The organism is Synechococcus sp. LTW-G, assembly GCF_054459035.1.
Genome location: NZ_JBTKYW010000001.1, coordinates 449,595 through 475,868, shown reverse-complemented (window position 1 = coordinate 475,868; position 26,274 = coordinate 449,595). Strand labels below are relative to the sequence as shown.

29 protein-coding genes are annotated in these 26,274 nt (G+C 64.0%); 7 read left to right on the top strand and 22 right to left on the bottom strand.

Translation table 11 applies throughout. From position 1 onward, the window contains the following. Positions 1-5 precede the first annotated feature (5 nt). Positions 6-476 (top strand): GNAT family N-acetyltransferase, encoded by a 471-nt coding sequence (locus ACXIQ9_RS02545; protein WP_459015794.1) that lies wholly within the window; start codon positions 6-8, stop codon positions 474-476. Here the strand turns inward: ACXIQ9_RS02545 and ACXIQ9_RS02540 are convergent. Genes ACXIQ9_RS02540 through ACXIQ9_RS02530 form a run of 3 tightly spaced genes read right to left on the bottom strand, consistent with a single transcriptional unit; the run spans position 473 to position 3,014 of the window. After that, on the bottom strand, positions 473-1,165 hold the full coding sequence (locus tag ACXIQ9_RS02540) for a TIGR04283 family arsenosugar biosynthesis glycosyltransferase (protein WP_459015422.1): 693 nt from the start codon (positions 1,163-1,165) through the stop codon (positions 473-475). The two genes, ACXIQ9_RS02545 and ACXIQ9_RS02540, sit on opposite strands and share 4 nt — an antisense overlap. Next, positions 1,162-1,821 carry a TIGR04282 family arsenosugar biosynthesis glycosyltransferase gene (locus ACXIQ9_RS02535; RefSeq protein ID WP_296418382.1) on the bottom strand — a complete coding sequence of 220 codons (660 nt, stop codon included), beginning with the start codon at positions 1,819-1,821 and terminating at the stop codon, positions 1,162-1,164. The genes ACXIQ9_RS02540 and ACXIQ9_RS02535 overlap by 4 nt, the downstream gene beginning before the upstream one ends. Positions 1,822-1,829: 8 nt before the next feature. Continuing rightward, positions 1,830-3,014, bottom strand: coding sequence for a trypsin-like peptidase domain-containing protein (locus ACXIQ9_RS02530; RefSeq protein WP_010316502.1), 1,185 nt, complete (start codon positions 3,012-3,014; stop codon positions 1,830-1,832). 54 nt (positions 3,015-3,068) lie between these two features. Here ACXIQ9_RS02530 and dnaA point away from each other — a divergent pair, with 54 nt between their 5' ends. Continuing rightward, complete coding sequence (gene dnaA, locus ACXIQ9_RS02525; protein WP_296416370.1) at positions 3,069-4,475, top strand: chromosomal replication initiator protein DnaA; 1,407 nt, start codon at positions 3,069-3,071, stop codon at positions 4,473-4,475. A 3-nt stretch (positions 4,476-4,478) separates the two neighbouring features. On the opposite strand, the gene cbbX is transcribed toward dnaA, so the two are convergent. From cbbX to ACXIQ9_RS02490, 7 genes are all read right to left on the bottom strand, one after another. Beyond that, on the bottom strand, positions 4,479-5,411 hold the full coding sequence (gene cbbX / locus ACXIQ9_RS02520) for a CbbX protein (protein ID WP_010316507.1): 933 nt from the start codon (positions 5,409-5,411) through the stop codon (positions 4,479-4,481). Beyond that, positions 5,398-5,652, bottom strand: a complete 255-nt coding sequence (locus tag ACXIQ9_RS02515; RefSeq protein WP_010316509.1) for a 4a-hydroxytetrahydrobiopterin dehydratase — start codon at positions 5,650-5,652, stop codon at positions 5,398-5,400. The genes cbbX and ACXIQ9_RS02515 overlap by 14 nt, the downstream gene beginning before the upstream one ends. A 9-nt stretch (positions 5,653-5,661) precedes the next feature. Beyond that, a complete protein-coding gene (locus ACXIQ9_RS02510; protein WP_459015418.1) occupies positions 5,662-6,804 on the bottom strand; it encodes a CO2 hydration protein in 1,143 nt (380 codons plus the stop codon). Between the two features lies 1 nt (position 6,805). After that, positions 6,806-8,314, bottom strand: a complete 1,509-nt coding sequence (locus ACXIQ9_RS02505; RefSeq protein ID WP_459015416.1) for an NADH-quinone oxidoreductase subunit M — start codon at positions 8,312-8,314, stop codon at positions 6,806-6,808. Positions 8,315-8,317: 3 nt separating this feature from the next. Continuing rightward, on the bottom strand, positions 8,318-10,177 hold the full coding sequence (locus ACXIQ9_RS02500; protein ID WP_424175040.1) for an NAD(P)H-quinone oxidoreductase subunit F: 1,860 nt from the start codon (positions 10,175-10,177) through the stop codon (positions 8,318-8,320). Between the two features lie 94 nt (positions 10,178-10,271). Beyond that, a complete protein-coding gene (locus ACXIQ9_RS02495; RefSeq protein WP_424174664.1) occupies positions 10,272-10,775 on the bottom strand; it encodes a ferritin-like domain-containing protein in 504 nt (167 codons plus the stop codon). A 5-nt stretch (positions 10,776-10,780) separates the two neighbouring features. Continuing rightward, on the bottom strand, positions 10,781-11,086 hold the full coding sequence (locus ACXIQ9_RS02490) for a BMC domain-containing protein (RefSeq protein WP_029626246.1): 306 nt from the start codon (positions 11,084-11,086) through the stop codon (positions 10,781-10,783). On the opposite strand from ACXIQ9_RS02490, the gene ACXIQ9_RS02485 reads away from it, so the two are divergent. Continuing rightward, the gene (locus ACXIQ9_RS02485; RefSeq protein ID WP_459015413.1) at positions 11,085-11,456 is read left to right on the top strand and encodes a hypothetical protein; all 372 of its coding nucleotides are present in this window, start codon (positions 11,085-11,087) and stop codon (positions 11,454-11,456) included. The genes ACXIQ9_RS02490 and ACXIQ9_RS02485 overlap by 2 nt on opposite strands. Before the next feature lie 66 nt (positions 11,457-11,522). On the opposite strand, the gene ACXIQ9_RS02480 is transcribed toward ACXIQ9_RS02485, so the two are convergent. The 9 genes from ACXIQ9_RS02480 to ACXIQ9_RS02440 form a co-directional block, all read right to left on the bottom strand. Then, on the bottom strand, positions 11,523-11,774 hold the full coding sequence (locus tag ACXIQ9_RS02480; RefSeq protein ID WP_010316530.1) for a carboxysome peptide B: 252 nt from the start codon (positions 11,772-11,774) through the stop codon (positions 11,523-11,525). Further along, on the bottom strand, positions 11,774-12,064 hold the full coding sequence (locus ACXIQ9_RS02475; protein ID WP_010316532.1) for a carboxysome peptide A: 291 nt from the start codon (positions 12,062-12,064) through the stop codon (positions 11,774-11,776). Before ACXIQ9_RS02475 ends, ACXIQ9_RS02480 begins: the two co-directional genes overlap by 1 nt. A gap of 1 nt (position 12,065) precedes the next feature. Then, the gene (locus ACXIQ9_RS02470) at positions 12,066-13,796 is read right to left on the bottom strand and encodes a carboxysome shell carbonic anhydrase (protein ID WP_459015410.1); all 1,731 of its coding nucleotides are present in this window, start codon (positions 13,794-13,796) and stop codon (positions 12,066-12,068) included. 13 nt (positions 13,797-13,809) lie between these two features. Further along, complete coding sequence (gene csoS2 / locus ACXIQ9_RS02465; RefSeq protein ID WP_459015408.1) at positions 13,810-16,167, bottom strand: carboxysome assembly protein CsoS2; 2,358 nt, start codon at positions 16,165-16,167, stop codon at positions 13,810-13,812. A 174-nt stretch (positions 16,168-16,341) separates the two neighbouring features. Beyond that, complete coding sequence (locus ACXIQ9_RS02460) at positions 16,342-16,683, bottom strand: ribulose bisphosphate carboxylase small subunit (protein WP_010316537.1); 342 nt, start codon at positions 16,681-16,683, stop codon at positions 16,342-16,344. Positions 16,684-16,799: 116 nt separating this feature from the next. After that, complete coding sequence (locus ACXIQ9_RS02455) at positions 16,800-18,212, bottom strand: form I ribulose bisphosphate carboxylase large subunit (RefSeq protein WP_296420839.1); 1,413 nt, start codon at positions 18,210-18,212, stop codon at positions 16,800-16,802. 71 nt (positions 18,213-18,283) lie between these two features. Next, the gene (locus ACXIQ9_RS02450) at positions 18,284-18,598 is read right to left on the bottom strand and encodes a BMC domain-containing protein (RefSeq protein WP_010306728.1); all 315 of its coding nucleotides are present in this window, start codon (positions 18,596-18,598) and stop codon (positions 18,284-18,286) included. Positions 18,599-18,802: 204 nt separating this feature from the next. Further along, entirely contained in the window at positions 18,803-19,084 is a 282-nt protein-coding gene (locus tag ACXIQ9_RS02445; RefSeq protein ID WP_459015404.1) for a P-II family nitrogen regulator, read from the bottom strand. A gap of 4 nt (positions 19,085-19,088) precedes the next feature. After that, positions 19,089-20,084 carry a sodium-dependent bicarbonate transport family permease gene (locus ACXIQ9_RS02440; RefSeq protein ID WP_459015402.1) on the bottom strand — a complete coding sequence of 332 codons (996 nt, stop codon included), beginning with the start codon at positions 20,082-20,084 and terminating at the stop codon, positions 19,089-19,091. Between the two features lie 218 nt (positions 20,085-20,302). On the opposite strand from ACXIQ9_RS02440, the gene rdgB reads away from it, so the two are divergent. Then, the gene (gene rdgB, locus ACXIQ9_RS02435) at positions 20,303-20,899 is read left to right on the top strand and encodes an RdgB/HAM1 family non-canonical purine NTP pyrophosphatase (protein WP_010316544.1); all 597 of its coding nucleotides are present in this window, start codon (positions 20,303-20,305) and stop codon (positions 20,897-20,899) included. Position 20,900: 1 nt separating this feature from the next. Here the strand turns inward: rdgB and ACXIQ9_RS02430 are convergent, their stop codons facing one another. After that, positions 20,901-21,659: a BMC domain-containing protein gene (locus tag ACXIQ9_RS02430; RefSeq protein WP_010316545.1), complete on the bottom strand. Its 759-nt coding sequence runs from the start codon at positions 21,657-21,659 to the stop codon at positions 20,901-20,903. Between the two features lie 214 nt (positions 21,660-21,873). Between ACXIQ9_RS02430 and ACXIQ9_RS02425 the strand changes: the two genes are divergently transcribed. Both ACXIQ9_RS02425 and ACXIQ9_RS02420 read left to right on the top strand, forming a co-directional pair. Further along, on the top strand, positions 21,874-22,182 hold the full coding sequence (locus tag ACXIQ9_RS02425) for a hypothetical protein (protein ID WP_010316546.1): 309 nt from the start codon (positions 21,874-21,876) through the stop codon (positions 22,180-22,182). Positions 22,183-22,255: 73 nt separating this feature from the next. After that, positions 22,256-22,690, top strand: coding sequence for a hypothetical protein (locus ACXIQ9_RS02420; RefSeq protein ID WP_459015399.1), 435 nt, complete (start codon positions 22,256-22,258; stop codon positions 22,688-22,690). Here the strand turns inward: ACXIQ9_RS02420 and ACXIQ9_RS02415 are convergent, their stop codons facing one another. Beyond that, positions 22,691-23,089: a hypothetical protein gene (locus tag ACXIQ9_RS02415; protein ID WP_232197280.1), complete on the bottom strand. Its 399-nt coding sequence runs from the start codon at positions 23,087-23,089 to the stop codon at positions 22,691-22,693. 67 nt (positions 23,090-23,156) lie between these two features. Here ACXIQ9_RS02415 and ACXIQ9_RS02410 point away from each other — a divergent pair, with 67 nt between their 5' ends. Continuing rightward, positions 23,157-25,007, top strand: coding sequence for an APC family permease (locus tag ACXIQ9_RS02410; protein ID WP_459015397.1), 1,851 nt, complete (start codon positions 23,157-23,159; stop codon positions 25,005-25,007). Here the strand turns inward: ACXIQ9_RS02410 and bioA are convergent. Next, the gene (gene bioA, locus ACXIQ9_RS02405; RefSeq protein WP_459015395.1) at positions 25,004-26,272 is read right to left on the bottom strand and encodes an adenosylmethionine--8-amino-7-oxononanoate transaminase; all 1,269 of its coding nucleotides are present in this window, start codon (positions 26,270-26,272) and stop codon (positions 25,004-25,006) included. The genes ACXIQ9_RS02410 and bioA overlap by 4 nt on opposite strands. Between the last annotated feature and the right edge of the window lie 2 nt (positions 26,273-26,274).

Below are 26,274 nucleotides of genomic sequence, written 5' to 3'. Positions count from 1 at the left end.
CTGAACTGGAGGAGCTCTACGGCCGGGACCATCGCGTCTGCGTGACCCCAAATGCCCCGACTTCACTGGTCTTGAGCCAGGAGCGGGAGATTGATCTCTATGAGCTCGAGCAGCTCACCGATGCGGTGGGTTGGAGCCGCCGTCCGATGAGGCGGGTGCGCATTGCCCTGGAGAACAGCCTCCTGGTGGTGGCCCTTTGGCGCCATGACGCCCGCCTGCCGCGCCTGGTGGGCTTTGCCCGCTGCACCGGTGACGGGGTGATCGAGGCCACCGTCTGGGATGTGGCCGTCCACCCCCATTACCAAGGTCTGGGCCTGGGCAAACAGCTGATGCAGTACGTGATCGAGCGCCTGCAGCGGATGCAGGTGGAGCGCATCAGCCTGTTCGCCGATCCCGGCGTGATCGAGTTCTATGGCGCCCAGGGTTGGGAGCTGGAACCGCAAAATCGCCGCTGCGCCTTCTGGTACGCCCCCTAGGGGCTGCGGTAGTAGCGCTTGGCGAGCTCCTGGGCCGTGGCGCCGCGGCGCCAGGCCCGGCGCAGGGCCGCGTTGCGTTCTGCCGTGCGCAGCACCCCATCGCGTCTCCAGCGGCGGCCATCGACCGCCAGTGGTTGGCCGAGTCGGCGCAGGGGGGCCAGGGGTTGGAGCCGTTGGACCAGATCCAGGTCCTCCATCAGCGGCAGGGGCCGCATGCCCCCGGCCTGCTCCAGCAGGGCCCGCGGCAGCAGCAGCCCTTGGTCGCCGTAGGGCAGGGCCCGGATCATGCAGCGCAGCTGAACGGCCAGCTCCAGCAGCCGCAGCGGCAGACCGGCCGCGGCGACCTGGAAGTCGAAGTACCAAGCGGCTGGTGCTTGCCCCATGGCCTGTTCCACCGACGCCCCCCAACGGGCCGGAAGCCTGCAGTCGGCATGCAACAGCAACAACCAAGGAGACGTTGAGGCGGCAATGCCGACCTGGAGTTGCAGTCCACGGTTGGCGGTGCAGCGGATCACCTGGGCGCCGGCGAGCTGGGCCACGTCGGCGGTCCCTGGATCGGCGCTGGAGTCCACCACGATCAGCTCTGTCTCTAGCCCGAGTGGGGCCTGCTGCAGATCGGCGAGCAACAGCGGTAGGCGCTGCGCTTCCTGCCGCGCGGGAATGACGACGGCCAGGGACGGTCGCTTCATGCGGGCGGTAGCTGGCAGCGCAGCCAGTCCTCCAGATCGCTCGGTTCATCGAGGTCGTTCTGCTGTCGCAGCAGGACCGCAGGGAGCTGGTGCGCCGCGGCGGCAGCCAGGCTGCGCTGCAGCACCTGATCACTGCCCCAGGGGATGCCACTCATCAGCTGCGCTCCGGCGCGGCGGAAGCCGGAGCGGTTCAGGCCAATCAACCAGTAGCCGCCATCTCGGGCGGGACCAAGGACCAGCGGTGCCCTCAGGAGTGCCTCGGCTGCGGCGTCGAGATCACTGGTTTCCAGGGCGGGCAGATCCGTTCCAATCACGATCACCCGCTCAGCCCCCGCCTGGAAGGCCCGCTGCAACTGCCGCTGCATGCGGCAGCCCAAGTTGCCTCCCCCCTGTGGCCCGAGCTGAACCCCTGGAGCGAGCGCCTGCAGCTGTCCTTGCCAGCGGCGCAACCCGCGGGGGCCTAGACCGTCGACGGCCATCAGCAGCTTGTGCTGGTGCCGTTGGCTCCAGCGGCCGCTGACCTCAAGGCTGTGCTGCGTCAGCTGGCGTTGGATCTGGGCCGCCGCCAGTCGACCCGTGTGGCGGGCCAGCCTGGTTTTGCAGCGTCCGGGGGCCGGCCAGCGGGCCATGACCACCAGGGTCAGAGGGGCAGCCAAGGCCGCGCCTACTTCCCGCGGGGGAGTTCAGCGGGCTTGATCTGGAGGGTGAGCGTCCGCTCCTTGCGCTGGATCACGATCGCCAGGTTCTGGCCGACGCGTCCCTGGTCCACCGCGACCTGCACTTCGGAGGGGTTCTTCACGGGCTTGCCGCCGACCTGCTCAATCAGGTCACAGGCGCGCATGCCTCCCTTGGCGGCTGGACTGCCGGGGATGACCTCCACCACCACGACGCCTTTGGTCTCCGGCAGCCGGCACTCGGCATCGGTGGCATTGACCTCCCTGGCGAGTTGGGGGGTCAGGGCCTGGAGCCGTACACCGATGTAGGGGTGGGAGGCCTGGCCGCGATCGAGGATTTGTGCGGCGATTTGGCGCCCGAGGTTGATCGGGATGGCAAAGCTCAGACCCGCGCCAGGGGCCTGTCGGATGGCGGTGTTGATCCCAATCACCTGACCGCGGTCATTGATCAGGGGACCGCCGCTGTTGCCCGGGTTCACGGCCGCGTCGGTCTGGATGTAGGGCACCCGTTGCCCCTCCCCGAGGGCATTGGTGCGCTGCACCGCGCTGATGATTCCCAAGGTGACGGTGTTATCGAGACCCAGGGGGTTGCCGATCGCGATCGCCCATTCGCCGGGCCGCACGCCTTTGGAATTACCCAGGGGTGCCACGGGCAGGTTGGCTGCCGCCACCTTCACCACAGCGACATCGGTGACCGGGTCAGAGCCCAGCACCTTGCCCTTGAAATTGCGGCCATCCGGCAGGGTGACGCCCACTTCATTGGTGCCCTCGACCACGTGGGCATTGGTCAGGATCACCCCGTCGGATCGGGTGATGAAGCCCGAGCCCTGCCCCTGCTGTTGCTGCACCGAGGGACCACTGCCAAACAGTCCGCCCATCGGGTTGACCACCCGCCGCACCGTGTCGATTCGCACCACCGCCGGTCCGACTTTGTCGACCGCGTTGACCACAAAACTTTTGCCCCCCGGTAGGGGGGCGGCGGCGGGCGCATCGCTGACCTGAGCGCCGTCTCCGCCCCTGCTGCCGTTCCAGAGCGGTAGCCGCAAACCGCCGGTCCCGCAGCCGCTCAGGCCCACACTCAGCAGCAAGCAACCCAAGGCGAGCTGGGGGCGAACGCCATGCATCAAACGGGTCATGCGCAGCAGAGATGTGGGGCAGGTGTTCAGGCGCATCATCGGAGACACTCCCGCCTCAGACCACCCCTATATTCATGGACCACAGGGGATGACGTGACGGTGCAGCAGGGAGAAACGCTGTGGCGTCAGGTTCAAGAAGCACTCCAAGGCAATCTCTCCAAACCCACGTTTGAGACCTGGATTCGTCCGGCCACGTGTGTCGACCTGCAGGGCAACGAGCTGCAGCTGCTGGCCCCCAATACCTTTGCGTGCGGCTGGCTGCGCAAGAACTACCTGAGCACCATTGCCGCGGTGGCCAGCGAGATCGCCGGTCGCCCGATCGCGGTCAGCGTCGAGGCCGGTGGTGAGTCCGCCCAGGGCATCACCCTGAACGGTCAGCCCCCCACGACCGCCGGGGTCGAGGTGGCCCCAGGCTCCGCTGCCCCCCAGCAGCGCACGGCCACGGGTGAGGCCCCGCGCAAGTTGGCCCCGGGCCTGAATCCCCGCTACGTCTTCAACCGCTTCGTCGTCGGGCCCAACAGTCGAATGGCCCATGCCGCGGCGTTGGCCGTCGCTGAGGCCCCCGGCCGTGAGTTCAACCCGCTGTTCATCTGCGGCGGGGTGGGTCTGGGTAAAACCCACCTGATGCAGGCCATTGGCCACTACCGCCTGGAGATTGATCCCGAGGCCCGGGTCGCCTACGTCAGCACTGAGACCTTCACGAACGATCTGATTCAGGCCATCCGCAAGGACGGCATGCAGAAATTTCGGGATCGCTACCGGGCTGCCGATTTGATCCTGGTGGATGACATCCAGTTCATCGAGGGCAAGGAGTACACCCAGGAGGAGTTCTTCCACACCTTCAACGCCCTCCATGAGGCCGGGCGCCAGATCGTGATTGCCAGCGATCGTCCCCCAAGCCAGATTCCCCGTCTGCAGGAGCGTTTGATCTCACGCTTCTCGATGGGCCTGATCGCGGATATCCAAACGCCTGATTTGGAAACGCGGATGGCGATCCTGCACAAGAAGGCGGAGCACGAGCGGGTCAGCCTGCCCCGGGACCTGATTCAATACCTCGCGGGTCGCTTCACCTCAAACATTCGCGAGCTCGAGGGTGCCCTGACCCGAGCCGTTGCCTTTGCTTCGATCACCGGTCTGCCGATGACTGTGGAATCGGTGGCACCGATGCTCGAACCGGCCGGTGTTGAGGTGGAGGTCACCCCGGATCAAGTCTTGAACAAGGTGGCCGAGGTCTTCGGTGTGGGCGTCGATGAGATGAAGAGCGCCAGCCGTAAGCGGGCCGTGAGCCAGGCCCGGCAGGTGGGCATGTACCTGATGCGCCAGGGCACCAATTTGTCCTTGCCCCGCATTGGCGATGCCTTTGGCGGCAAGGATCACTCCACCGTGATGTACGCCGTGGATCAAACCGAGAAGAAGCTGGCGGCTGACCCCCAGTTGGGCCGTCAGATTCAACAGGTCCGCGACCTTCTCCAGATCGACTCCCGCCGCCGGACCCGCTAGGGATTAGCCGGTGATCGGTTCACTGGGGTCAAGGCCTTCGACCTCCCCGGAGAAGACGCGGCTGGCGGTGATGTCCTCCGCTTCGATCGTCATCAGATCCAGCTTGGTGAGCTGACTGCTGTTCATCACATTGAACAGGCGATTGGCTTGGCGCATCCGCGAGCGATCGATCGCATTGCGAATCGAGCGGGCATTGGCAAAGAACGGCAGTTGCATGCGCCGATCGATGTAATCCTCGAAGGCCGCCAGGGCCTCCTCGCTGAAGCGGTAGTTCTCCTCCGCCAGGATCAGCCGCGCAATGGCAAGCAGTTCGCTGGCGCTGTAATCCGGAAAGTCAATGTGGTTGGCGACTCGAGAGGAGAGACCAGGATTGCTTTGGTAAAAAACATCCATCCGCTCCTTGTAACCGGCAAAGATCACCACCAGGTCATCACGGTTGTTCTCCATGACCTGGAGCAGGATCTCAATCGCCTCGGCTCCGTAGTCGCGCTCATTCTCAGGGCGATAGAGGTAGTAGGCCTCATCAATAAACAGCACCCCACCCATCGCCTTCTTGAGCATCTCCCGGGTCTTGGGAGCGGTGTGGCCGATGTATTGCCCCACTAGATCATCCCGGGTGGCGGTGACCACGTGACCTTTGCGCACGTAGCCGAGCTTGTGCAGGATTTGGGACATCCGCTCGGCCACGGTCGTCTTTCCCGTTCCTGGCCGACCGGTGAAGGACATGTGCAGGCTGGGGGCCGTGGTGGAGAGTCCCACCTGCTTGCGGGCCCGGTCGACGACCAGCAGGGCGGCGATTTCACGAATCCGGGTCTTGACCGGCTGGAGTCCAATCAACTCCTGGTCCAGCTGATCGAGAACCTCTTGGACCTCGGCCCCCTCATAGGCGGCCTGAAGATCGACGGGCGTGTTGTCGGGCTGCTCAGACGAGGCCATCGATGGCAGCGGCAAACGCGTGGTCAGCCTCGCCGATGCTCGCCCCCTCCTCCTCGGGCCGGAGGGTGATGTTCACGTATGTACGCCCAAAACTGATGTCCGGGTAGCGCCCTTCCTGCTCGCAGAAATCGTTGAGGCGATCCAAAAACGCCCGGTTCCCGGCGTAGTCCTCGAACTCAATCCGGCGCTCCAGCCACTCAACGCGATCGGGCTTGGGCCGGGGATTCCAGAGTTGATCCATGGGTTGACCCTACGCCGCGAGGCAATCGGTGCGGCCAATCACCAGGCGAGCGGCCCAGGAGGCGGCATAGGCGCGATTGGCCTCCTGTTCCTCCGGGTTGGTCGTGTCCAAGGCGTGGGGCATGGTGCCGCTGATGGCGGCGTTGGTCACGCAGAACATCGACTTCTGGAAGCTGCGGCAGATCTTTTCGCGCACGTCCCCTTCTCCGCGGGTGCGCACCAGATACCACTGGTGCAATCGCTCCGGAAGATGGCGGTACATGTCCTGCATCAGCAGGCTGGGGGGCACGCCCGCACCCATCGTGGGCAGCGGGTCGGCGTAGAGCGCGCCGTAGGTGAAGGTGGCCTGGTCCGGTGAGATTTGCTGAGCCTGGGCGTTGTAGCTGACGGTGCCCAAGAAGGGCATCCCCCGCAGGAAGACCGCCTCGACGTAGGGAACGGCCACATCCACCAGGAAGGTGAGCTTGGCTTCCGGCGGCAGGATCCAGAACCGTTGGCCGGCGATCATCACGCCGTATTCGATCGGGTTGGCGGCGGCGGCCACGAGCCCCTGCTTGATGAAATCGACCACATCCGGGATCGAGCGCACGGCACCGGAGCGCTCCGCCTTGGCCAAGTCGATGAACAAATCGCTCATCACGCGCCAGAACTGCCCCAGGGCATGGGTGGTGGCGGCGTTGCGAATCAGTTCGCTGAGGAAATCTGGGAACAGGGGATGCAGGATTGCCAGCAGCGGATCACGCCGGCGCTTGGCGGCAATGATCGCCTTGCAGTTCTCGCTAAAGGCCTCACTGTCGAAGTAGGCATCCATCCCGCCGGTGGCATGCCAGAGCATGCCCTTCATGCAGTACTCGGCGTACTCGAAGTTGATGCGGTCGTGGTTGAGATGGCGCCAGATCTTGGCGGGGCTGAGGTCCCCGTCGAGGTACTTGAAGATCGGGAATGGGTTGAGGAACTGATGTTCCCCTTGGTAGATCAGGTTTTTGCTGTAGGCATCAAGAACCTCGCCATAGCTCTCGAGCACATCGACCACCTCAATGAGGTGATCGGAGGTGTCGCTCAGCAAGGTCTCACCACCGAGGAGTTTGGCGATGATCTGCTCGGCGTCGAGGCCGGGGTTGCTGTGAACCAGCTCAGCAGGAATGACAGGCATCTCAGCTCACTCCTATCGATTGCAGGGCCAAGGCTGTGAGCGAGGTTTCGCTCAGATAGCTGAGGCCAAACGGTAAGAGGCCCAGGCCAATGATCGCTGCGGCCAGGGCAAGGGCGGGATAGGTCTCCCGGGGAGCCACGGGCGCGAGTTGGACATCCAAGCGTGCATCCCGAATGGGATCGTCGCTGTCGGGGGTAATGGAGAGGCGGCCAAAGAAGGCGCGGTTCACCAGCAGCAGGAAGTAGACGGCCGTCAGTCCAGAGCCCACCATCGAAAGCAGGGTGGCGACCGGGAAGGCGCTGATGCTGCCGCGGAAGACCAGGAATTCCGAGATGAATCCGGCCATGCCCGGCAGGCCGGCGCTGGCCATCACCGCCAGGATCATCAACGTCCCGGTCAGGGGGAGACCCTTTTCAGGGCTCAACAAACCATGGAGCACCTTGAGGTCGCGGGTGCCGGTCTTGCGGTAGACGATGCCCACCAGCAGGAAGAGCAGGGCCGAGATCAGACCGTGGGCCACCATCTGGAACACCGCCCCCAGCAGGCTGATGGGGGTGTTGGCCGCGGCAGCCAGGAGCACGTAGCCCATGTGGCCGACGGAGCTGAAGGCCACCATCCGCTTCATGTCGGTCTGGGCAATGGCCGCCAGGGAGCCGTAGAGCACGGAGATGGCCGCCCAGATCGCGAGGCCAGGGGCCAGCTCAGCCCAGGCCTCTGGGAAGAGCTGCAGGCCAAAACGCAGCAGCCCATAGGTGCCGAGCTTCAGCAGCACACCAGCCAGGAGAACCGACACCGGAGTAGCGGCCTGGGTGTGGGCATCGGGCAGCCAGTTGTGAAGGGGCACCAGCGGGATCTTGATCCCAAAGCCCAGCAAGATCGCAACCAGGAGCACGATCTGACCGCCCATGGCCAGACGATCGGAGAGGACCGGGGTGATGCTGAAATCCACGGTTCCAGTCAGCAGCGCCAAGCCGAGGAAGGCGCCCAGGATCAGCATTCCTGAGATCGCTGTGAAGATCAGGAATTTCGTGGCGGCATAGGCCTTGTTCGCGCCGCCCCAGACGGAGATCAAGAGCCAGAGCGGAATCAGTTCCAGCTCATAGAAGAGGAAGAACAGCAGCAGGTTGTCGGCGATGAAGGCCCCATTCACCGCACCGCTGATCAACAGCAGCATGGCGAAGTAGATCCGCGGTCTTCGGTCGATGTCGCGGGTGATGATCGCCGAGACCAAGGTCAGGGCGGCATTGATCAGCACCAGGGGCAAGGACAGGCCATCGATCCCGAGGGCGTAATCCAGACCAATGCCAGGGACCCAGCGGTGGAACTCCTGGAGCTGCATCCCAGCCACGCTGGGATCGAACTGGACGGTGATCACCAGGCTGGCGATCAGCTGGATCACCAGGATTCCAATCGTGATCAGCCGCAGGCGCCCCAGGGGTTGCTCCCCAGGCCAAAGCAGCAGCGCGGCGGTCCCCAGGAAGGGGATCAACAGCAGAGAACTCAGCAACATCGATTAACCCCCCCGCCCCAGCTGCAGCACACCAAGCAGCAAGACAATCGCGAGGAGCACCGTGAGCACATAGCTCTGGGTCTTGCCGCTGACGCTGAGCTTCAGGCCGTTGGCTGTGGCCATCGAGAGATTGCCGACACCATCGGCCATGGCCTTGATCACGTTGAGATCGAACCAGCGGGTGAATTGGGCCAAGTTGGCCACCAGGCTCACCACCGTGCGCTTGTAGATCTCCGGTGTGTAGAAGTCGTAGGCCAGAAGGTCCTGCAGGGTTCGAACCCAAGGGGTGGTCGAGCGCGACCAGAACTGATCAAGGGGAATCACAGCCCCAATGACGACACCAATCAGACCGGAGGCCGCGACCGCAAGCCCGATGCTGAGGCTGAAGGAGGCGATCCCCGGAACCGGATCAATGCGCTGCATCATCGCGGGCAGCAGCATCACGATCACGCTCAGGCTGACGATGGGCAGGGCCATCAACCAATTGACCTCAGGGGTGCGCTTGGTTTTGGGCAGTGGTTTGCCAAGGAAGACGGATCGGTAGACCCGGGTGGCGTTGGTGGCCGTCAGCAGGTTGGTGATCAAGAAGACCACCGCAAAGCCCGGGTCGCTCTCCTGGAGGCTGTTGATCATCAGGCCGTAGCACCAGAAAGAGCCCAAGGGCAGCAGGCCCACAACACCGGCGCTGCCGATGATGAAGGCCAGAGAGGTCGCGGGCATGCGGGTACCAATGCCGCCCAGTTCAGTCAGGTCCTGGCAGTTGGTGGTGGCGATGATGCTGCCCACCCCCATGAACTGCAGGGCCCTTGCCAGACCGTGGGCAAAGAGCAACAGCAGTGCGATGCCAGGGCGCTGCAGGGCAATGGCGATGAAGACCAGCCCCAAATAGGAGGTGGTCGAGTAGCTGAAGGCGCGCTTGAGGTCCACCTGGGCCAACGACACCAGGGCTCCGCCGATAGCGCTGATGGCCCCCACCGCAAGCAAGACGTCTGTTGCGAGTGGTGAGAGCTGGACGATCGGCATCAGCTTCATCAGGACGATCGCGCCGCAGGTCACCACAACGGAGTTCCTGAGGATCGAGGCCGGGTTCGGGCCCTCCATGGCTTCATCCAGCCAGAGGTGCATTGGGAACTGGGCGCACTTGCCCATCGGACCGGCGATCAACCCCAGGCCAAGCAGGGTGATGCCCAGGGGGCCGAGGGCGCCACTGTCTTTCAAGCCGCCGGCCCAGTCGTAGAGGTCGGTGAACTCCATTGAGCCTGCAAAGGCCGAGAGCGCCACAACCCCCATCAACAGCAGGACATCACCGACGCGCTTGGTGAGGAAGGCGTCCCGAGCGGCCGTGACCACCAGCGGTTGGGCATACCAAAAGCCCACCAGCAGATAGGTGGAGAGGGTGAGCATCTCCAGCAGGAAATAGCTCATGAACAGGTTGCTGCTGAGAACCACCCCACTCATGGCCCCTTCAAAGAAGCCCACCAGGGCGTAGAAGCGGGCCAGGGACCATTCCTTATCCAGGTAGCCCAGGGCATAGACCTGGCAGATCAGGCTCATCGTCGTGACGAGCTCCAGGGCCGCCAGGTTCGTCAGCGACAGATCGAAGCCGATACGCAGGTCGAGGTCAGCGGCTTGAAACCAGGCCAGATCGAGATGCTGGGGACCGATCTCGTAGACCGAACGGAGCACAAGGCTGCCGTGGATGACGGCCAGCAGCGTGACAAGAAGGTTGAGGTAGGCCGCCGGGCGCGGGCCATTGCGTTTGATCCACCCCGTGGCCCAGGGCAACGACAGGAGCATCCCGCTGAACCCGTACACCGGGATCAGCCAGATCAGTTGCAGGGGAAGGGGGAGAGCAGCGCTCAAACGGTTAAAGAATTGGGCCGCCGAAAGCAGCTTCGGCGGCGGAATCTAGGCGCTTCTGATCCCGGTTGGGCAGATCCTCAAGCGCCGAATGGACTCAGAACGTGGCGCGGTCTTGCGGTGCTCCGCGGCGGCGGGAGCCATAGCGCCCGTAGCCGCGGGGACGACGCCCACCGAGCTCGTTGAGCCAGGTCTCGAGGTCCTGCATGTGGTGCTGCTCGTCCTCCAACAGGGATTGGAAGAAGGCCGCGTTGTTTTGGTCGTTGACCACCCGGCAGAAGCGGACCGCCTCGTCGTAGTGGTTGACGAGCTGCTGCTCGAGATCGGCGTTCTGCTCAAGCAGACCCACTAGATCGGCGGCATGGGTCACCGGCTGGAGTTGGGAAGCAGCCGGTGCCGCGCCAAGCGACAGCATCTGTTGGACGATGCGTTCAGCGTGCTGCATCTCTTCGACGGTTTCCTCACGGAACCGATCGGCCGATGCCGCATCACCCCAGAGCCCCACGAGGGAGGCCTGGGTCATGTACTGCTGAACAGCGGTCAGCTCAAGGCTGAGGGCACGCCCAAGAAAACCCAGGACGCGCGGATGGACGGCGTCCATGGTGATCAGGCCCGGCGGTTGTTGCTGCTCACCAGAGCAGGCTCGACCTCGGAGTGGGGGCGGGCAATGATGTGGGCGGCCACCAGGCCATCACCCACGCGCTCGCAGGCATCGGCGCCGGCGCGAACGGCGGCGTTCACAGCACCGGTTTCGCCGCGGACCAGAACGGTTACGTAACCACCACCGACAAACTCGCGGCCGATCAGGGTCACTTCGGCTGCCTTGGTCATGGCATCAGCAGCCTCGATGGCGGGCACCAGACCGCGGGTCTCGATCATGCCGAGAGCGATGCCTTGAACGGAAGAAGCCATGGGGGAGGTGCGAGTGGAGGGGGTGGAGCGGTTGCCGCCGGAGCCCGAGCCGGAGGCAGAGGAGCGAGAGGCGGCAGCACGGGTGCTAATGCGACGGGCAGCGGGAGCAGCTTTCGCTGCTGTGCTGGCCGCACTCTTCGCAGGGGTCGAGGCGACCGTCTTGGCGGTCACCGTCACGGGAGCGGAGGCCGCCGCCGCTGCCGCCGGTGCGGCGGTGGTGGCCTTGGCAGCCGCTGCGGGGATGGCGGTCACCGGAGTGGTCCCGGCGGCCGGCTTGGCGGCAGCGGGCTTCGCGGCTGCGCTGGATTTAGCGCTGGCTGAAGTGCTGGTAGCTCGGGAACGTGGTGTGGCCATGACGGTGATGGGCTAAGCCCGGTGGATGGTCGCTGGAGATAACGGAGTGGACCCAGGCTGGCTGGGAGGAACCAGGGGCTCCTTAGCCGTCGGGCGACCAGTGGTCGATGATTCCGCCGATCGTGAGATCGGTGAAGAGGTTGGCGTTGCCGGTGGCATGGCGAGCGGCGGAGCCACTGGCCGTGAACACCCAGTTGCCGGGGGAGGCGCCCACCGGATCGGTGGCCACGCTCAACTTGCCTTTGTTGTTGCGCAGGATTCGCAGGGTTTGGTGCGCGAAACCCTCCACCCGTTGGGTGCAGACCATCGATCCCATCACCTGCATGATTTCCATTACTTGGCGTCCCCTTGGGGTTTACCCGCGGCCATTTCTTTGCCGGCCTCGGGATCCCAATGGTCAATGATCCCGACGATCGTTAGATCGCTGGGGTAGGACTTGCTGCCGGCGGCTTCGCGGGCGGCGGAGCTACCGACGCAGATCACCCAATCCCCGGGGATGGCACCGACTGCATCGACGGCCACCTTCTGAGTGCTTCCATCGAGCACCACCTGAAGATGCTTGTGCTGAAAGTCAGCGATGCGGTTGGTGGAAACCAGTGGCTTCACAACTTTGCAGATCAACATGTCAGTGCCCCCCTCCTGTGTTGAACGTGATTGAGGAACTTACGGTCTCGGCCGGCACGTGCCGATCCCGATCCCTCACGGTGAGCAGGGTGTGAAGGAGTCCTTGTTCGCAGAGCTCGCTATAGCGGGCCTCGATCGCAGCCTTGACCCGCTCGCAGTGCTGGATGGCCCTCTCCCGAGCACCGGGGACGGCACCGTGATAGTCGAAGCGCAGCACCACAGGAATCGGTAGGCCGCGGGAGACGTTGAGTCCCTTGAAGATCTTGACCCCGACATCGAGATCAGGGGCGCCCTCTTCAACGGTGTCCATGTAGGCGAAGTAGGTCAGGTTGCGCAGGTGGATCTCCTTGAACCCGATGCCGACACCAATGAAGCGCTCGGCGTGGCCGAAGTCGCTGTAGCTGCCGCCGTGGTACTGGCGGACGTAGTCGATCTGGGAGAGGTTGTTCTCGATCAGGCGGCTGATCAGCTTGACCATGCCCTCATCCGGTGTTGCGGCTGCTGCGGCTTTGACCTGGTTCTCGATCTCAATCCGGGCCTGATCGGCACGCATCGAGCGGGTCGCGGCGTAGACATCGCGGGCATCCAGCCAGCTCTCGAGGTTGGTCTTCCCGTCGGCGCTGGGGACGTGGACCCGAATGGCGTCGGTGTCGGTGTCCATCCCGACCAACAGCAGATCCACCGAGGCTCCACAGCAGAAGCTGTTCTCAACGGCCTGCTGGAAATCCTGGAGGCGCTGCATGCCCTGGGCGGCAGCTGCCGTGTCGTCGCTGCCATGGGCAGCACAGCCCTCATGGCAAGGGTCCTTCGAGCTGAAGTGGTAGACGACGGTTTTGAGGTACCGGGTGTCGGCGTGGGCTGGATTGGGGAGCCCCTCGCGATAGCGGCGGTGTTCGGTCTTGACCCAGCGATCAACGGTGTTTTCGACGTCGAACATCGCTCCGGCGTGGGAGCGGCGGCGGACCGAGCTGAAGGGAAGCCTCAGGGCGTAGGCAATGGCATGGGCCAGGCGACCATCGGCACAGGGCGTGACATCCAGCAGATGGAAGCCACACTCCAGCAGGAAGGTGTTGAAGGCTTCGGCCTCAGCGCTACCGGCTTGCGCTGCTAGGGGGTCGTCGTTGAAAAAGGAGAGGCTGGCCTGTTCATAGGCCTCAAACACACACCAGGCGAACAGGGTGCGCATGTCCAGCTGGCTGGTCCAGGCGGTCTCCAAGACAGGCTGGGGCAGCTCATGGCCGAGCTCAGCGACGGCCAGTCGCTGGGCTTGCTCAACAAAGTTGTTTTCGTGCTGAAGCGCAGAGAGACGCTTCAGGACAGGCACGACCCGATCAAAGGAACCGAGGGTCTGCTCCTCGTAGGCCCGCAGTGCGGCGTTGGCCTGACCATTGCTCAGGGGATGCAGACCGCCGGAGTGGACGGGGCCGCTCGAGCGGCGGTCTAGGACGACTTGCGTCGCCACCGGGCGCACCCTGCGTGGATTGCTCAGCTTGGACTTGATCTCAGCAACGGCTGAGCTCTTGCCCCGCACGCGGCTCGCCCTGGAGCTGCCAATGCGGGAGGCGTTCGCCAGTTCACGCTGACGCAGAACCTTGCTCAAGGCGCTGCTGGGGTTGAGCTCAGCGGGGGATTCCGCTGGGCCTGCTGACCCCTGGACCCCAGCGCCGTTTTGGCGGCGGCTGGGGGCCGTTGGAGCAAGCGGCCGCTCGTTAGTGGCGGAACGCCGACGCATTGCGGAGTGCTCCTTAGCCCCGGGCGCCGCCGGACACCGTGATCAGGGAACCCTGATCGGTGCTGCCGCTGGAGCCGGTCACCTTGTTATTCGGAGCAGGCACTTCCTGGTTGCGCTTGTTCTGGGCGCCAGGCATGCCGCTCATCGGGCCAACGCGGGTGGGGTTGCGGCGACGGGCAGATCTGCCCTCGGTGCCGGTGACGCGGTCTCCGCGATCCCAGTCGTCGCCGGTGATCTTGGTGCCGGAACCCTCACCGGTGACCCGGGAGACGGGCTCTTCAGCAGCGGCGATGGCGGCGGGCTGTTGCGCCTGGGCCAGACGCTGGTTGGCGCGACGATCGAAGCGGAACTGCTCAGTGCCGGTGATCTTGCCGCTGGCCATGTCGAAAGGGCCAGTGATCCGTCCGCCTTGCTCGTAGGTGCTGCCGGTCACACGACCGGTGCTTTCGCGCTCCTGTTGGGCGGCGCGGGCAGGGGACTGAACACTGAACTGTTGCCAGTCAGCACCATTCAGAGCCTGGGGAAAGTCAGCATCGCGGCTGGGGGCGGTGCCACAGGCGCTGGCCTGTTGATCGGCGCCGACGTAGGGAGTACCGGTGACGTCTTCGCAGGCGCCACGCTCGGCGCCGGTCAGGGAACCACCGATGCCGGGCTGAATGCCGGTCATGCGGTTGGCGTTGCGAACGGGAGTCCGCTCACGGACGGCACGGACGGCAGCGGTGTTGCAGAAATCACCAGCCTGCTCGAGCCCGGCGTAGGGGGTGCCGGTGACGACTTTGCAGCTACCGGGTTCATCACCGGTGACCTTTTCGGAGCGACCGGTGCGGCTGCCGCTGACGACCTGGTTGCGGTTGGTGATGCTGAAGCCCACCTTGGCGGCTTCGGGTGCAGGGCGAGTGCCACAGAAGCCGTCGAACTGCTGACTACCGATGTATTCATCGCCAGTCACGTTGCGGCAGCTGCCGGCCTCATCGCCGGTGACCCGCTCGCTGCGGCCCACGGAGGTCCCGGTCACGCCTGTGCCACGCAGGGTGTTTTGGCTGCTGACCTTGGTCGCGGCACGGCCAGGAACACTGGCGTCGGAACCGAGGTATTGATCGCCGGTCAGATGGCGGCCTGAACCAGCCTCATCGCCAGTGACGCGCTCGCTGCGGCCCACCATGACGCCGCTGACGGCTTGGCCGCCCAGGGTCTGGCTGCGGCCCACCTTGCGGACCGAGGGGTCAACGCCACCGCAGTAGGACGCGGACTGGTTGGCCGAGATGTACTCGGTGCCGGTGACGCTCTTGCAGGTGCCGGGCTCATCGCCGGTCACTTTTTCGCTGCGGCCGACCTCATTGCCAGTGACACGGTTGCCATGGCTGGTGGCGGTGACGCGCACCTTGGCGGGTTGGTTGCTTCCTGCGGGTTGACCGCCGCAGAAGGTCTGGAAGACTTCGGCGCCGAGGTACTCGGTCCCGGTGATCGAGCGGCAGGTGGCCGCTTCGTTACCGGTGGTTTTCGCCGAGCGGTTGGCCTGGGTGCCGGTGACGGTCTGACCAGAGAGGGTCTCGCTCACACCCACCTTCCAGGCGGCATCCGCGGCTGCGGCTTGCTTGGCGCCATGGCGATTGGGGCCACTGGGGCGGGTTCCGCTGTTGCGAGCCGTACCCGCAGAACCGGTTTTGCTCTTGAGCTCACGTACCTTTTGCGCCAGCTCACGGGCACTGAGGTCGGGGTTGATCTGACGGGCCACAGCAGCTGCACCGGACTTGGCCGCCGTGCTCGCGGACTTGCCGCGCTTGCTCAGGGCTTCGCGGCGCGCCAGGACAAGTGCCCGGCTGGCGTTGTGGACAGCCGTGCCCTTGCGGGCTGCGGGGCGATTGCCTGTGGCAGCACGGGAGGAGCTGGAGGGACGCTCAGTGCTGAGAGAGAGGCTGGCGGAACGGGAAGAGGAGGTATCGCTGGTCGTCTCTTGGCACTTGCACTTGTGCTCAGCAGCCGGTGCCGATGCGGCCTTCGGGGCTTCCTTGGCGACGTCGGTGCGGGTGCGGTCCTTCGAGGTGTCGGCACGCTTGCCGCCGCGGGTCATGGCCTCGCGACGGGACAGCACCAGATCGCGGCTGGGGTTCGAAACGCGCTTGCCAGCGGAGGAACGGTGGCTGCTGGGGGCGGACAGCTGACGGGTAGGCGCCGGAGCGGCTGCGGGAGCCTCGGCTGCGGCGGGACGCGGTGCGGAACTTGGAGCGGCGTTGGTCCGGGTCGGACGGGCATCCGCGACGCTGCGGACGCGACCGCCACCGCTGCCGTAGCGACCGGTGGCTTTCTTGCCGCCGTCGGTGAGGGCCTTGCGGCGCTCAAGGGCTGCTTCGCGACTCGATTTAGTGGCCATGTCCGCCCGGTGTATGGAATGACTGGATGGCATTAACGAAGCCGTTGATTTGCGTCAACACGGCATCGGAATGCTTGAAATCTGACTGCGAAAAATCTCAGTCAGATGGTTAATGAGTAAAAGAAGGAGTGGTCTCGAGGTGAATCGAGACCACAACTTTTAGAAGGCAGCTAATCAGCGGCCTTCGAACACCACGAAGCAAGCGCCTTGGCTTTGGGTGTAGGCGTCGTAGCCCACGAGACGCACGTGGTGGTCGGGGTAAGCGCGGTGGCAAGCTTCGAGCTCGTTCACGATGACGCTCAGATCCTTCTCACCGAAGAAGGGCAGCTTCCAGTAGGACCAGTAGGTGGCCATGGAGCGGCTGGGGTGGACGTGCTCAACGAGCGGGCTCCAACCCTGGGCAATGATGTACGCGATCTGGTCGTAGATCTCGTCCTGGGTCATCGGCGGGAGGAAGCCGAAGGTCTCCAGGGTGGCGACTGTTTGGTAGTCACCCACGGTGCTCTTGAAAGGCATGGGGTTCCTTGAGATGGATGGAATGAATGAACCTTGATTTGGTTCGATGTCCTGTTCCGATCACTGAATGGGATGGAGCCAACGGATGTTGACTCCGATTCCCAATCGCTTCGAAATCAGTTGACGTCGAGCTTGTCGACGGTGTCGAACTCGAACTTGATTTCCTTCCAGGTCTCGAGGGCGATGGCCAGCTCGGGGCTGTGCTTCGCGGCTTCCATGAGGATGTCGCGGCCTTCGCGCTCAATCTCGCGACCGGCGTTACGGGCTTTGACGCAGGCTTCCAGTGCCACGCGGTTAGCGGCAGCACCAGCAGCAGAACCCCAGGGGTGACCGTGGGTACCACCACCGAACTGGAGCACCGAGTCGTCGCCGAAGATGCTCACCAGGGCAGGCATGTGCCAGACGTGGATACCGCCGGAGGCCACGGCGAACACGCCGCCCATGGAGCCCCAATCCTGGTCGAAGAAGTTACCGCGGCTGCGATCTTCGGGAACGAAGGATTCGCGCAGCTGGTCGATGTAGCCGAGGGTGGACTGACGGTCGCCCTCGAGCTTGCCGACCACGGTGCCGGTGTGCAGCTGGTCACCACCGGAGAGACGCAGGCACTTGGCGAGAACGCGGAAGTGGATGCCGTGCTTGGGGTGACGGTCGATCACCGCGTGCATGGCGCGGTGGATGTGCAGCAGGATGCCGTTCTTACGGCACCAGTGTGCAAGACCGGTGTTGGCGGTGAAGCCACCCGTGATGTAGTCGTGCATGATGATCGGCTGCCCGAGTTCCTTGGCGAACTCGGCCCGCTCGTACATCTGCTCAGGGGTGGCGGCGGTGCAGTTCAGGTAGTGACCCTTACGCTCGCCGGTCTCCTGCTCAGCGGACTTCACAGCTTCGGCAACGAACTCGAAACGGTTCTGCCAGCGCTGGAAAGGCTGAGAGTTGATGTTCTCGTCGTCCTTGGTGAAGTCCAGACCGCCGCGGAGGCATTCGTAGACGACACGGCCGTAGTTTTTACCGCTCAGGCCGAGCTTCGGCTTGATGGTGCAACCCAGCAGAGGACGGCCGTACTTGTTCATACGGTCGCGCTCGACCTGGATGCCGTTCGGGGGACCCATGCAGGTCTTGATGAACGCCATCGGGAAGCGGATGTCTTCCAGGCGCAGGTGGCGCAGTGCCTTGAAACCGAAGACGTTGCCGACCAGGGAGGTCAGAACGTTGGTAACGGAACCCTCTTCGAACAGATCGAGGGGGTAGGCGATGAACGCATAGAAGGATTCCTTGTCGCCAGGAACGTCTTCGATGCGGTAGCAACGGCCCTTGTAGAAGTCGAGGTCGGTGAGGAGCTCGGACCACACAGTGGACCAGGTGCCGGTAGAAGATTCAGCGGCAACAGCAGCTGCAACTTCTTCCTTGGGAACGCCTTCCTGGCCGGTGCACTTGAAGCAAGCCAGCAGGTCGGTGTCGAGGGGTACGTAGTCAGGAGTCCAATACGTGTCGCGGTACTCCTTAACCCCAGCGTCGTACTTCTTAGCCATGGAGAATCTCCGAGTGGGTCGAGGGAAATAAGTCAGAGAGATGAGTGGCCTTTAGAGGCCTAGCTCAGTCCTCAGTCCTTCGAACCAACGAAGCCAGCGCTGCTGTTGAGAGCAGGCTCCACTTCACGGTGGGGGCGAGCAATGATGTGGGCGGCAACCAGGCCATCACCCACGCGCTCGCAGGCATCGGCGCCAGCGCGAACGGCAGCGTTCACAGCACCGGTTTCGCCGCGCACCAGAACGGTGACGTAACCGCCGCCCACGAATTCGCGACCGACCAGGCGCACTTCGGCGGCCTTGGTCATGGCGTCAGCGGCTTCGATCGCGGGGACCAGACCCCGGGTCTCGATCATGCCGAGGGCGATGCCCATGGTTTCGTTAGCCATTACCTGCTCCTGGAGGAGGGGTGGAATGTTCGCCAGCAACCATGCTTCGGCAACGATCCGTAAGTCAAGACATTTGGCGCTGAATCGCGATTACCGTCACCACAGTCATTGATAAGCGGCGCTCATCAGTGCCTCACAAAACTTTGGAGATGCTTCTCTAGCTGGCGGTTCCGACGCCTCTGGGTGTCTCCAAAAGCACTGCAGCTAGAGCATTTCTGCCTCGGAGACGTAGGCCACTCCGCCGTAGTAATCGAGCAGCGGTTTGAGCTTGGTTCGCAGTTGCTCCACAACCTCGGGCTCGCAAAACGTCACGACGTGGGCATTGGCGCCAAGGCCGCTGAAGTCCATCGCTTCTGAGACGGATCCATGGGGTCCTTTCCCCGTGACGTGCTTCATCACCGAGTAACCCGCTGCACCCGCCACCTCAATGGCTTTGAGGATGGGTGTGAGCTCCCGCTCGCTCACCACGACATCAACCCGTCTCATGGCGTCAGCTTGCGGAGGGAAGGATGCGATTGATCAGCGCCATGTACAGGGGGATGCCGATCACGATGTTGAAGGGGAAGGTCAACCCCAGCGCGGTTGAGATGTAGAAGCTCGGATTGGCTTCAGGGACGGTCATGCGCATCGCCGCAGGCACCGCGATGTAGGAGGCACTGGCACACAACACAACAAAGAGCAGGGCATTGCCCGGCCCCAGTCCCAGGCCTCGGGCAATCAAGGTGCCAATCAGGGCATTGCAAAGCGGCATCAGCAGGGCGAAGCCGATCAAGAAGCTTCCTGCCGCTTGGAGATCACGGATTCGCTGGGCGGCGACGATCCCCATGTCCAGCAGGAAAAAGCTGAGGGCGCCGTAGAACAACTTGTCGGTGAAGGGCAGCATCTTTTCAACGCTGCTCGGACTCTGGCCTGCACTGAGGAAACCCACGAGCAGGCTGCCGACGAGCAGGTAGACCGAGCCATTCAGCAGGGATTCGTGCAGGACGGCCCCCCAGCGCATTCCTTCACTGTTGGGGTTCTCCTGCGGGCCTGCCAACTTCACCAGGAGCAGGCCAACAATGATGGCTGGCGACTCCATTAAGGCCAGGGCGGCGACCATGAAGCCGTCGTGCTGGAGGTGTTGGGTTTCGAGAAAGCTTTCGGCGGTAATAAACGTCACCGCTGAAATGGAGCCGTAGGTCCCGGCAATGGCCGCCGCATTGAACCGGTCGAGCTTCAAGCGCAGTACCCCAAAGGAATAGAGGGGAACGACCAGCGACATCAAGATCGCCGCTGCAATGGTTGGCAGAACTTGCCCGCTGATGCCGCTGTGCTGTAGCTCAAGGCCCCCTTTAAAGCCAATCGCCAGTAAGAGATACAGCGAAAAGAGCTTGGGTAGGGGTGCCGGGATCTCCAGGTCCGAGCCCAAAAGCACGGCAAAAACACCGAGGAAAAAGAACAGAACCGGTGGTGTTAATAGGTTCTGCAGGACCAGGCTGGTGTCCATGGACGAACCTGCAGAGAGGGGCTGCCGTTTGACGCTAGGTGGCCGCGTTCGAACTGTTCCGTGGTGCACACATCTGGCATCAGTGCCATTGCGCGAGCGGGGCGGGATCCCTACGGTTTGAGGGAGGCAGGTGCCCCTGGATTTGTCTGGGGTGGAATGTTCAACCCAACCTGCCTCACCCCCTTAGGCGGCACAATGGCGGCCCCTGGTGTCATTGGATGCGATCTGGCACGCCCCAGCCGATCTTGGTGATTGCCAGTGGCAACCCCTACAAGGTGGCCGAGATCCAAGCGATGCTCGATGCCGTTGCGCTCGAGGTGCGTCAGCAGCCCGAGGGACTCGAGATCGAAGAAACGGGTACCACCTATCTCGAGAACGCTCGGCTGAAGGCCTCCAGCGTGGCCCGGCTCACGGGCCAGTGGGCCCTGGCTGATGACTCTGGTTTGGAGGTTGATGCCCTGGGTGGTGCGCCTGGGCTGTATTCCGCCCGCTATGCCGCCACCGATCCCGAGCGCATTCAACGCTTACTGGAGGAACTGGGAACGACCCCCTACCGCAGCGGCAGCTTTAACAGCGCCATGGTGCTCTCCGATCCCGAGGGCAATCCTGTGCTCGAGTCCCAGGGGATCTGCCGCGGCGAGATTCTCAGTAGCCCGCAGGGGCAAGGGGGCGGCTATGACCCGATCTTCTGGGTGCGGGAAGCAGGACTGACCTATGCCCAGATGGGGCAACACCTCAAGGACAAACTGGGCTCCCGGGGTAAAGCGGCCCGTGCCTTGGCCCCGGGGTTGAAGCAGATCTTCGGTCTGCGCTGACTCAGCGGGCAGAGCGCCGGTTGATTTGCTCGACGGCCCGCATCGCCGCAGCAGCGGCTTCGTTGACGTCCCCTTCCCAGCCGGCCAGGGTCAGTCGGCCGAAGGCGCCGACGGCCTTGACGTCGACCACGGTGATGTTGCTGGACTTTTCCGCTTCGTTGGCGGCCAGCAGGACATAGCCGGCCGGTTCGGTCTCCAGGATGAACATGCTCATGCCGGCCTGAATCATCGAGCCGCGCCGGTTCTGACGGTTGATCAGCACGGCGTGGTCGGGGGTGATCGCCCGGATGACCTCGGTCCAGGTCACGCTGCAGCGGGTGCGCTGCTCGACGCTGCTGCCGATGGCTTCAAGGACGACATCGCCGGAGTGGAGCACATTGCTCTGGTCGCGGTGATACAGCGCGAGGGAGCCAAAGGCCCGCTCGACGATCATCTGGCCCAGGCGCACCGTGCTGGCTTTGAGGGCGATGTCCGTCACCCTGTGCACGGCCATGCCAGGGGAAACCTCAAGCCAGAGGCAGGCATCGCCTGGGATGGGCAGGAAGCCCTGGCTCACCGTCCCCATGTAGGTGGCGAGTTGGGGCTGGAGTGAATCGAGAAAGACGTAGGTCCGCAGCTCGATGGATTCGACTGCGCTGGCCTGGCTGACCAGCCGCGCTTCGCTGTCGGTCGTGATGACACAGCTGGCGGCCGATGGGTGCAGCTCATCCAAAGAGGTGCCGCTGCCGCTGAATCCCAGGTCGGTGCCAGTGATCTGCACCGATGCAGTTCGTCGCCTGGGATTGTGTTCAATCAAGGGGTCGGGCTGCTCCCTACAGACGTTGAGGTCCTCTGCTGGTCAGCGGGAGGAGCGCGGCGATCTTACCGCTCTACCGCTGTGTTTCCGCACGATGACCTGGGCGCAAAACGGTGGCGAAGGCCACAACCGCTCTGGGAGGCCTGGCTAACACGGCTTCATTCGCGGTGCGTTGGTCATGCTCACACCGTCCACCAGGCTCCGTCTTCAGAACATCGTCCACCGCATTGGCGCCGACCAGGCGGTGTCGTTGCAGGAACGCATCTACCTCCAAAAATTTGCGGATCGCGACCATGCCGTAGCGGCTTGGTTGCGCCAGGCCCGGCGCCGCCAGCAGGCCGCCTCCAGTCAGGGGCTCGATCGCTTGATGGCGGAATTGGATTTGGGCGAGGTGGACCCTGGAGCGGCCTTCCGGCCTGATCCGGAGGATCCAGGCGATCTCGGTGATTGGTTCGGGCAGGCCCCGGATTGGTTGCGCCGCAGTTGATGTCCGCCGGTCTCTGGGGTCTTGCGCCCCGGGCGAGAGCCGGTACCGTCCGGCCATCCCTGCAGGACTGCCCGTGGCTGCTAAGCGCTCTGCCCCTTCTGCCTCCGCGAAGGGCGCTGCTCCCGTTCAAGACGGCGGCGATCTCAATGCTGATCAGGCTTTGGCTCTGGTCAGCATGAGCCTGATGCAGAAGCTTGCGGCCCAAGGGGAGCTTCCCTGGGTCTGGAACGAGTCCGAGGACGGTGGCGCCTGTGATGTCGGCTCCCTGCGCCAGCGCCTGGAGCTCACCCAGTTGGCCCTGCAAACGGGTGCGCCCCTGTCGACGGCAGAGGTGACTTATTTGATGGGTGCCCGTCCCGGCAGCGCCGAGGTGGAGCGGGGCGGCCTGCGGGCTAGGCGCATCAGCCGCAATGTCTGGAAACTGGCTCAAACCGCTGGCGCTGAGGCGCGCCGGGGTGAGGTCACCAGCTTCTCCAGCTTCAATGACGGCCGCCGCCGCTTCGGTTGATCAGGGCAACTCGCCGCCTGCGCTGATCTCTTGATCCCAGGCGGCGATCAGCTGGTTTTTCAGCGCTTCGCTCTGTTCTAGGGCGATCTCCAGTCCCCCCCACCAGTTGATCAAGGCCACCGGGACGGGCATGGCATTGCACTCCAGTTCATAGGACTGGATTTGCTCTTCAGCATCGATCAGGACGCAGATGCTGAACTCCAAGAGCCCGTTGGACCACGGGTGGAGTGAAACGGTCGTCACTGGGCCCAGGTCGATGCTCCACCAGGGGCAATCGGGCGTGACTTTGGGAACCCCGGCGGGAAGGTCAAGTTTGGCCCACCCCCGCAGCACCAGTTGTTCCAGTAGGTCGTTGAGGCTCGAGCGCATGGACTCCCCCGGATGGGGTGTCTTTGTCATGGCACGGCCCATGGGCTGCCAGCAAGGGCAGATCTGGGCATGGTGAGGCCAGCCGCGCGCCACAGGGTTGCTTTCGTTTGCCCGTCGTCTTTTGGGGCGTCCTCTGCCGCGCAGGGAATCGGATGCGCAGCGGCTGCCGAGCCTGATTGCGCTGCCGATCCTCTCGTCGGACGCCCTCTCCTCGGTGGCCTATGCGACGGAGGCCGCTTTGGGGGTCTTGCTCCTGGCCGGCAGCGGTGCCCTGGGTCTGTCCCTGCCGATCACGGTCTGCATCGTCGGCCTGATCGCGATCGTGGTGCTCTCCTATCGCCAGGCGATTGAGGCCTACCCCGAGGGGGGCGGCTCCTATGTGGTGGCCCGGGAGAATCTCGGCGCCTGGGCGGGACTGGTGGCGGCGGCGGCATTGCTGGTGGATTACACCCTGACCGCCGCGGTGAGTCTGATGGCGGCGGCCCAGGCCCTGAGCTCTCTGCTTCCAGGGCTGCTGGCCCATGAGACCAGCCTCTCGCTGCTGCTGTTGGCGCTGGTGGGTTGGGCCAATTTGCGGGGTCTGAAGGAGGCCGGTCGCCTGTTTGTTGTGCCGACCTACGCCTTTGTGGTGATGGTGGCGCTGCTGGCCCTGTTTGGTCTGCAGAACATCGTTTTTGCCCATGGCTTTCGCCCGGACGCACCGCCGGCGATCGCAGCCCTGGAGCCCTTGGGCCTGTTCTTGATTCTTCGGGCCTTCAGCGCCGGTTGCTCGGCGATGACCGGTATTGAGGCGATTGCCAACGGGGTGAAGGTGTTCCGAGAGCCCTCGGCCCGCCGGGCCCAGGCCACGCTGCTGGTGATGGGGGTGTTGCTGGCGCTGCTGTTCCTGGCCGTCAGCGGTTTGGCCTATCTCTACGGGATTGCCCCCAATCCCGATCGCACCGTTCTGGCCCAGATCGGTCTGCGGGTGTTCGGTCCCGGCAATCCCCTCTATTGGTGCCTGCAGATCAGCACGTTGTTGATCTTGGGCTTGGCGGCAAACACCGCCTTCGCTGGATTCCCCCGGCTGGCGGCACTGCTGGCCAAGGACCGCTACCTGCCTCGCCAGATGGCTTGGTTGGGGGATCGTCTGGTGTTCCAGAACGGCATCGGCCTCTTGCTGCTGGTCTCAGCCCTGGTGATCGTGGTCTGCCGCGGCAACACCAATGTCGCGATCAATCTCTACGCCTTGGGGGTGTTCCTGGCCTTCACCCTGTCCCAGGCGGGCCTGGTCAAGCACTGGTGGGTGCGGCGGGGCCAGGGGTGGAGCGGCCGCCTAGCGCTGAACGCTCTCGGGGCCTTCACCACCGGGGTGGTGTTTGCCGTGATTGTCGTCAGCAAATTTGACGAGGGCGCCTGGATCGTGGTGCTGCTTCTCCCCCTGCTGGTCTGGGGCTTGGCCGGCATTGGGCGCCGCTACAAGCGGGTCTATGAGGCGATTGAGCTGAAACCAGGGGAGGACTGCTCAGTCCCCTGGCCGGATCGGCGCGATCCCTTGGAGAACCAGAGCATCGTTTGGTTGGCCTCCTGGAGCCGTCCGACCCTGGAGGCCCTTCGCTACGCGGCCCAGGTGTCTGATCGCGTGATCGGCGTCTGGGTCTGTGAACCGGAGGACGATTTCGAAGCCTTGCGCCTGCGCTGGCATCGACTGGTGGGCGATGCGCCTCAATTTGAGTTGCGCCTGCTGGAGAGTCCCTTCGCCTCCTTGATCGATCCCTTTGCCCAGTTCGTGGCCGAGGAGGAGGCCCGCTGCCCCGGGAGTCAATTCACGATCGTGATGCCCATGGCGATCCCCAGGCGCCGTTTTGATCATCTGCTGCTCAACCAGCGCGGCTTGAACATGCGGGAGGCCCTCAATGCTCAACACAGCCGCGTTTTTACCCTCGTTCGCTACTTCCCGCCTGCCTAGAGGGCATCGAGGCAAGACTGCAGGGCGCCGTAGCAGCGCTCCAGTTGGTCGGTGCTGGTGCAGAGCGGGGGCAAGAGATAGACGACGTTGCCCAGCGGCCGCAGGTAGACGCCTTGATCGATGCAGTGGCGCTGAACCGTTTTCCCAATCGGATTGAGATAACTGGTCTGGCCAGCGTCCAGCTCAAAGGCCGCCACGGTTCCTGTGCAGCGAGGCCGAACCACCTTGGGGTGCTGGGCGAGTGCCGCCAGGTGGGGGGTGTGGCGTGCCTCAAAGTCCTGGTAGCGCTCAGGGTTGGCCTCCAGAAGATCGAGGCTGGCCAGAGCAGCGGCACAACCGAGGGGATTGGCGGTGAAGCTGTGGCCGTGGAAGAAGGTTGCCGTGGGTTCGCTGTCGCTGATGAAGCCGGCGTAGATCCGTTCACTGGCCATGGTCACGGCCATCGGTAAAAAACCAGCGGTGAGACCTTTGGAGAGGGCCACAAGATCCGGCCGAATCCCGGCCCGTTGGCAGGCGAACAGTGCTCCAGTCCGGCCAAAGCCGGTCATTACTTCATCGGCAATCAGCAGGGCTCCACTGGCTTGCACTTGTTCGGCCACCGCTTTTAGAAACTGCGGCCGCACCATGCGCATCCCTGCGGCCCCCTGGATCAAGGGCTCGACAATCAGGGCTGCGGTGGGTGTTTGAAGCGCCTCCCTGAGGGCCGCGAGGGCGGCTTCCTCCCGCTCCTCCACCTGCTCGTCACCCCAGTGGGTGGCGGGCCAGGGCAGTCGGGTGACATCGAAGAGCAGCTCCTCGAAGGCTTCGGTGAAGACCGAGCGATCCCCCACGGCCATCGCTCCAAAGGTGTCGCCGTGATAGGCCCCCTCGAAGGCGATCAGTTGGCGGCGTTCACTGCCCTGATTGCGCCACCACTGCCAGGCCATCTTCAAGGCGACCTCAACGGCACTGGAGCCGTTATCGGAGAAAAACAAGCGCTCGAGGCCGCTCAAGGCGCTGAGGCGGCTGGCGAGTTCTTCCGCAGGGCTGTGGCTGAAGTTGGCAAAGATGACCTGCTCCAGCTGCTGCGCCTGGTGGCCGATGGCTTCAGCAACGCTGGGTTCGGCGTGGCCATGGAGGGTGACCCACCAACTGCTGATGGCATCAATCAGCTCCCTGCCGTCTTCGAGCTGAAGAACGGAACCCTGGGCTCTCACCACCCGAGCCGGCGCGTCGCTGCGCGCCACTTGGGTGATCGGATGCCAGAGATGGGGATGCCAGGCCATGA

Bases quoted from the DNA above. Each gene is read 5' to 3' on its own strand.
- ACXIQ9_RS02425 (WP_010316546.1), top strand. From the start codon at position 21,874: ATGCTCACACCGTCCACCAGGCTCCGTCTTCAGAACATCGTCCACCGC.
- ACXIQ9_RS02415 (WP_232197280.1), bottom strand. From the start codon at position 23,089: ATGACAAAGACACCCCATCCGGGGGAGTCCATGCGCTCGAGCCTCAAC.
- ACXIQ9_RS02450 (WP_010306728.1), bottom strand. From the start codon at position 18,598: ATGGCTAACGAAACCATGGGCATCGCCCTCGGCATGATCGAGACCCGG.
- ACXIQ9_RS02445 (WP_459015404.1), bottom strand. From the start codon at position 19,084: ATGAGACGGGTTGATGTCGTGGTGAGCGAGCGGGAGCTCACACCCATC.
- ACXIQ9_RS02485 (WP_459015413.1), top strand. From the start codon at position 11,085: ATGGGGGAGGTGCGAGTGGAGGGGGTGGAGCGGTTGCCGCCGGAGCCC.
- ACXIQ9_RS02490 (WP_029626246.1), bottom strand. From the start codon at position 11,086: ATGGCTTCTTCCGTTCAAGGCATCGCTCTCGGCATGATCGAGACCCGC.
- rdgB (WP_010316544.1), top strand. From the start codon at position 20,303: ATGCGATCTGGCACGCCCCAGCCGATCTTGGTGATTGCCAGTGGCAAC.
- bioA (WP_459015395.1), bottom strand. From the start codon at position 26,272: ATGGCCTGGCATCCCCATCTCTGGCATCCGATCACCCAAGTGGCGCGC.
- ACXIQ9_RS02510 (WP_459015418.1), bottom strand. From the start codon at position 6,804: ATGCCTGTCATTCCTGCTGAGCTGGTTCACAGCAACCCCGGCCTCGAC.
- csoS2 (WP_459015408.1), bottom strand. From the start codon at position 16,167: ATGGCCACTAAATCGAGTCGCGAAGCAGCCCTTGAGCGCCGCAAGGCC.
- ACXIQ9_RS02455 (WP_296420839.1), bottom strand. From the start codon at position 18,212: ATGGCTAAGAAGTACGACGCTGGGGTTAAGGAGTACCGCGACACGTAT.
- ACXIQ9_RS02470 (WP_459015410.1), bottom strand. From the start codon at position 13,796: ATGCGTCGGCGTTCCGCCACTAACGAGCGGCCGCTTGCTCCAACGGCC.
- ACXIQ9_RS02495 (WP_424174664.1), bottom strand. From the start codon at position 10,775: ATGGACGCCGTCCATCCGCGCGTCCTGGGTTTTCTTGGGCGTGCCCTC.
- ACXIQ9_RS02515 (WP_010316509.1), bottom strand. From the start codon at position 5,652: ATGGATCAACTCTGGAATCCCCGGCCCAAGCCCGATCGCGTTGAGTGG.
- ACXIQ9_RS02475 (WP_010316532.1), bottom strand. From the start codon at position 12,064: ATGTTGATCTGCAAAGTTGTGAAGCCACTGGTTTCCACCAACCGCATC.
- ACXIQ9_RS02440 (WP_459015402.1), bottom strand. From the start codon at position 20,084: ATGGACACCAGCCTGGTCCTGCAGAACCTATTAACACCACCGGTTCTG.
- ACXIQ9_RS02460 (WP_010316537.1), bottom strand. From the start codon at position 16,683: ATGCCTTTCAAGAGCACCGTGGGTGACTACCAAACAGTCGCCACCCTG.
- cbbX (WP_010316507.1), bottom strand. From the start codon at position 5,411: ATGGCCTCGTCTGAGCAGCCCGACAACACGCCCGTCGATCTTCAGGCC.
- ACXIQ9_RS02505 (WP_459015416.1), bottom strand. From the start codon at position 8,314: ATGTTGCTGAGTTCTCTGCTGTTGATCCCCTTCCTGGGGACCGCCGCG.
- ACXIQ9_RS02530 (WP_010316502.1), bottom strand. From the start codon at position 3,014: ATGATGCGCCTGAACACCTGCCCCACATCTCTGCTGCGCATGACCCGT.
- ACXIQ9_RS02540 (WP_459015422.1), bottom strand. From the start codon at position 1,165: ATGAAGCGACCGTCCCTGGCCGTCGTCATTCCCGCGCGGCAGGAAGCG.
- ACXIQ9_RS02480 (WP_010316530.1), bottom strand. From the start codon at position 11,774: ATGGAAATCATGCAGGTGATGGGATCGATGGTCTGCACCCAACGGGTG.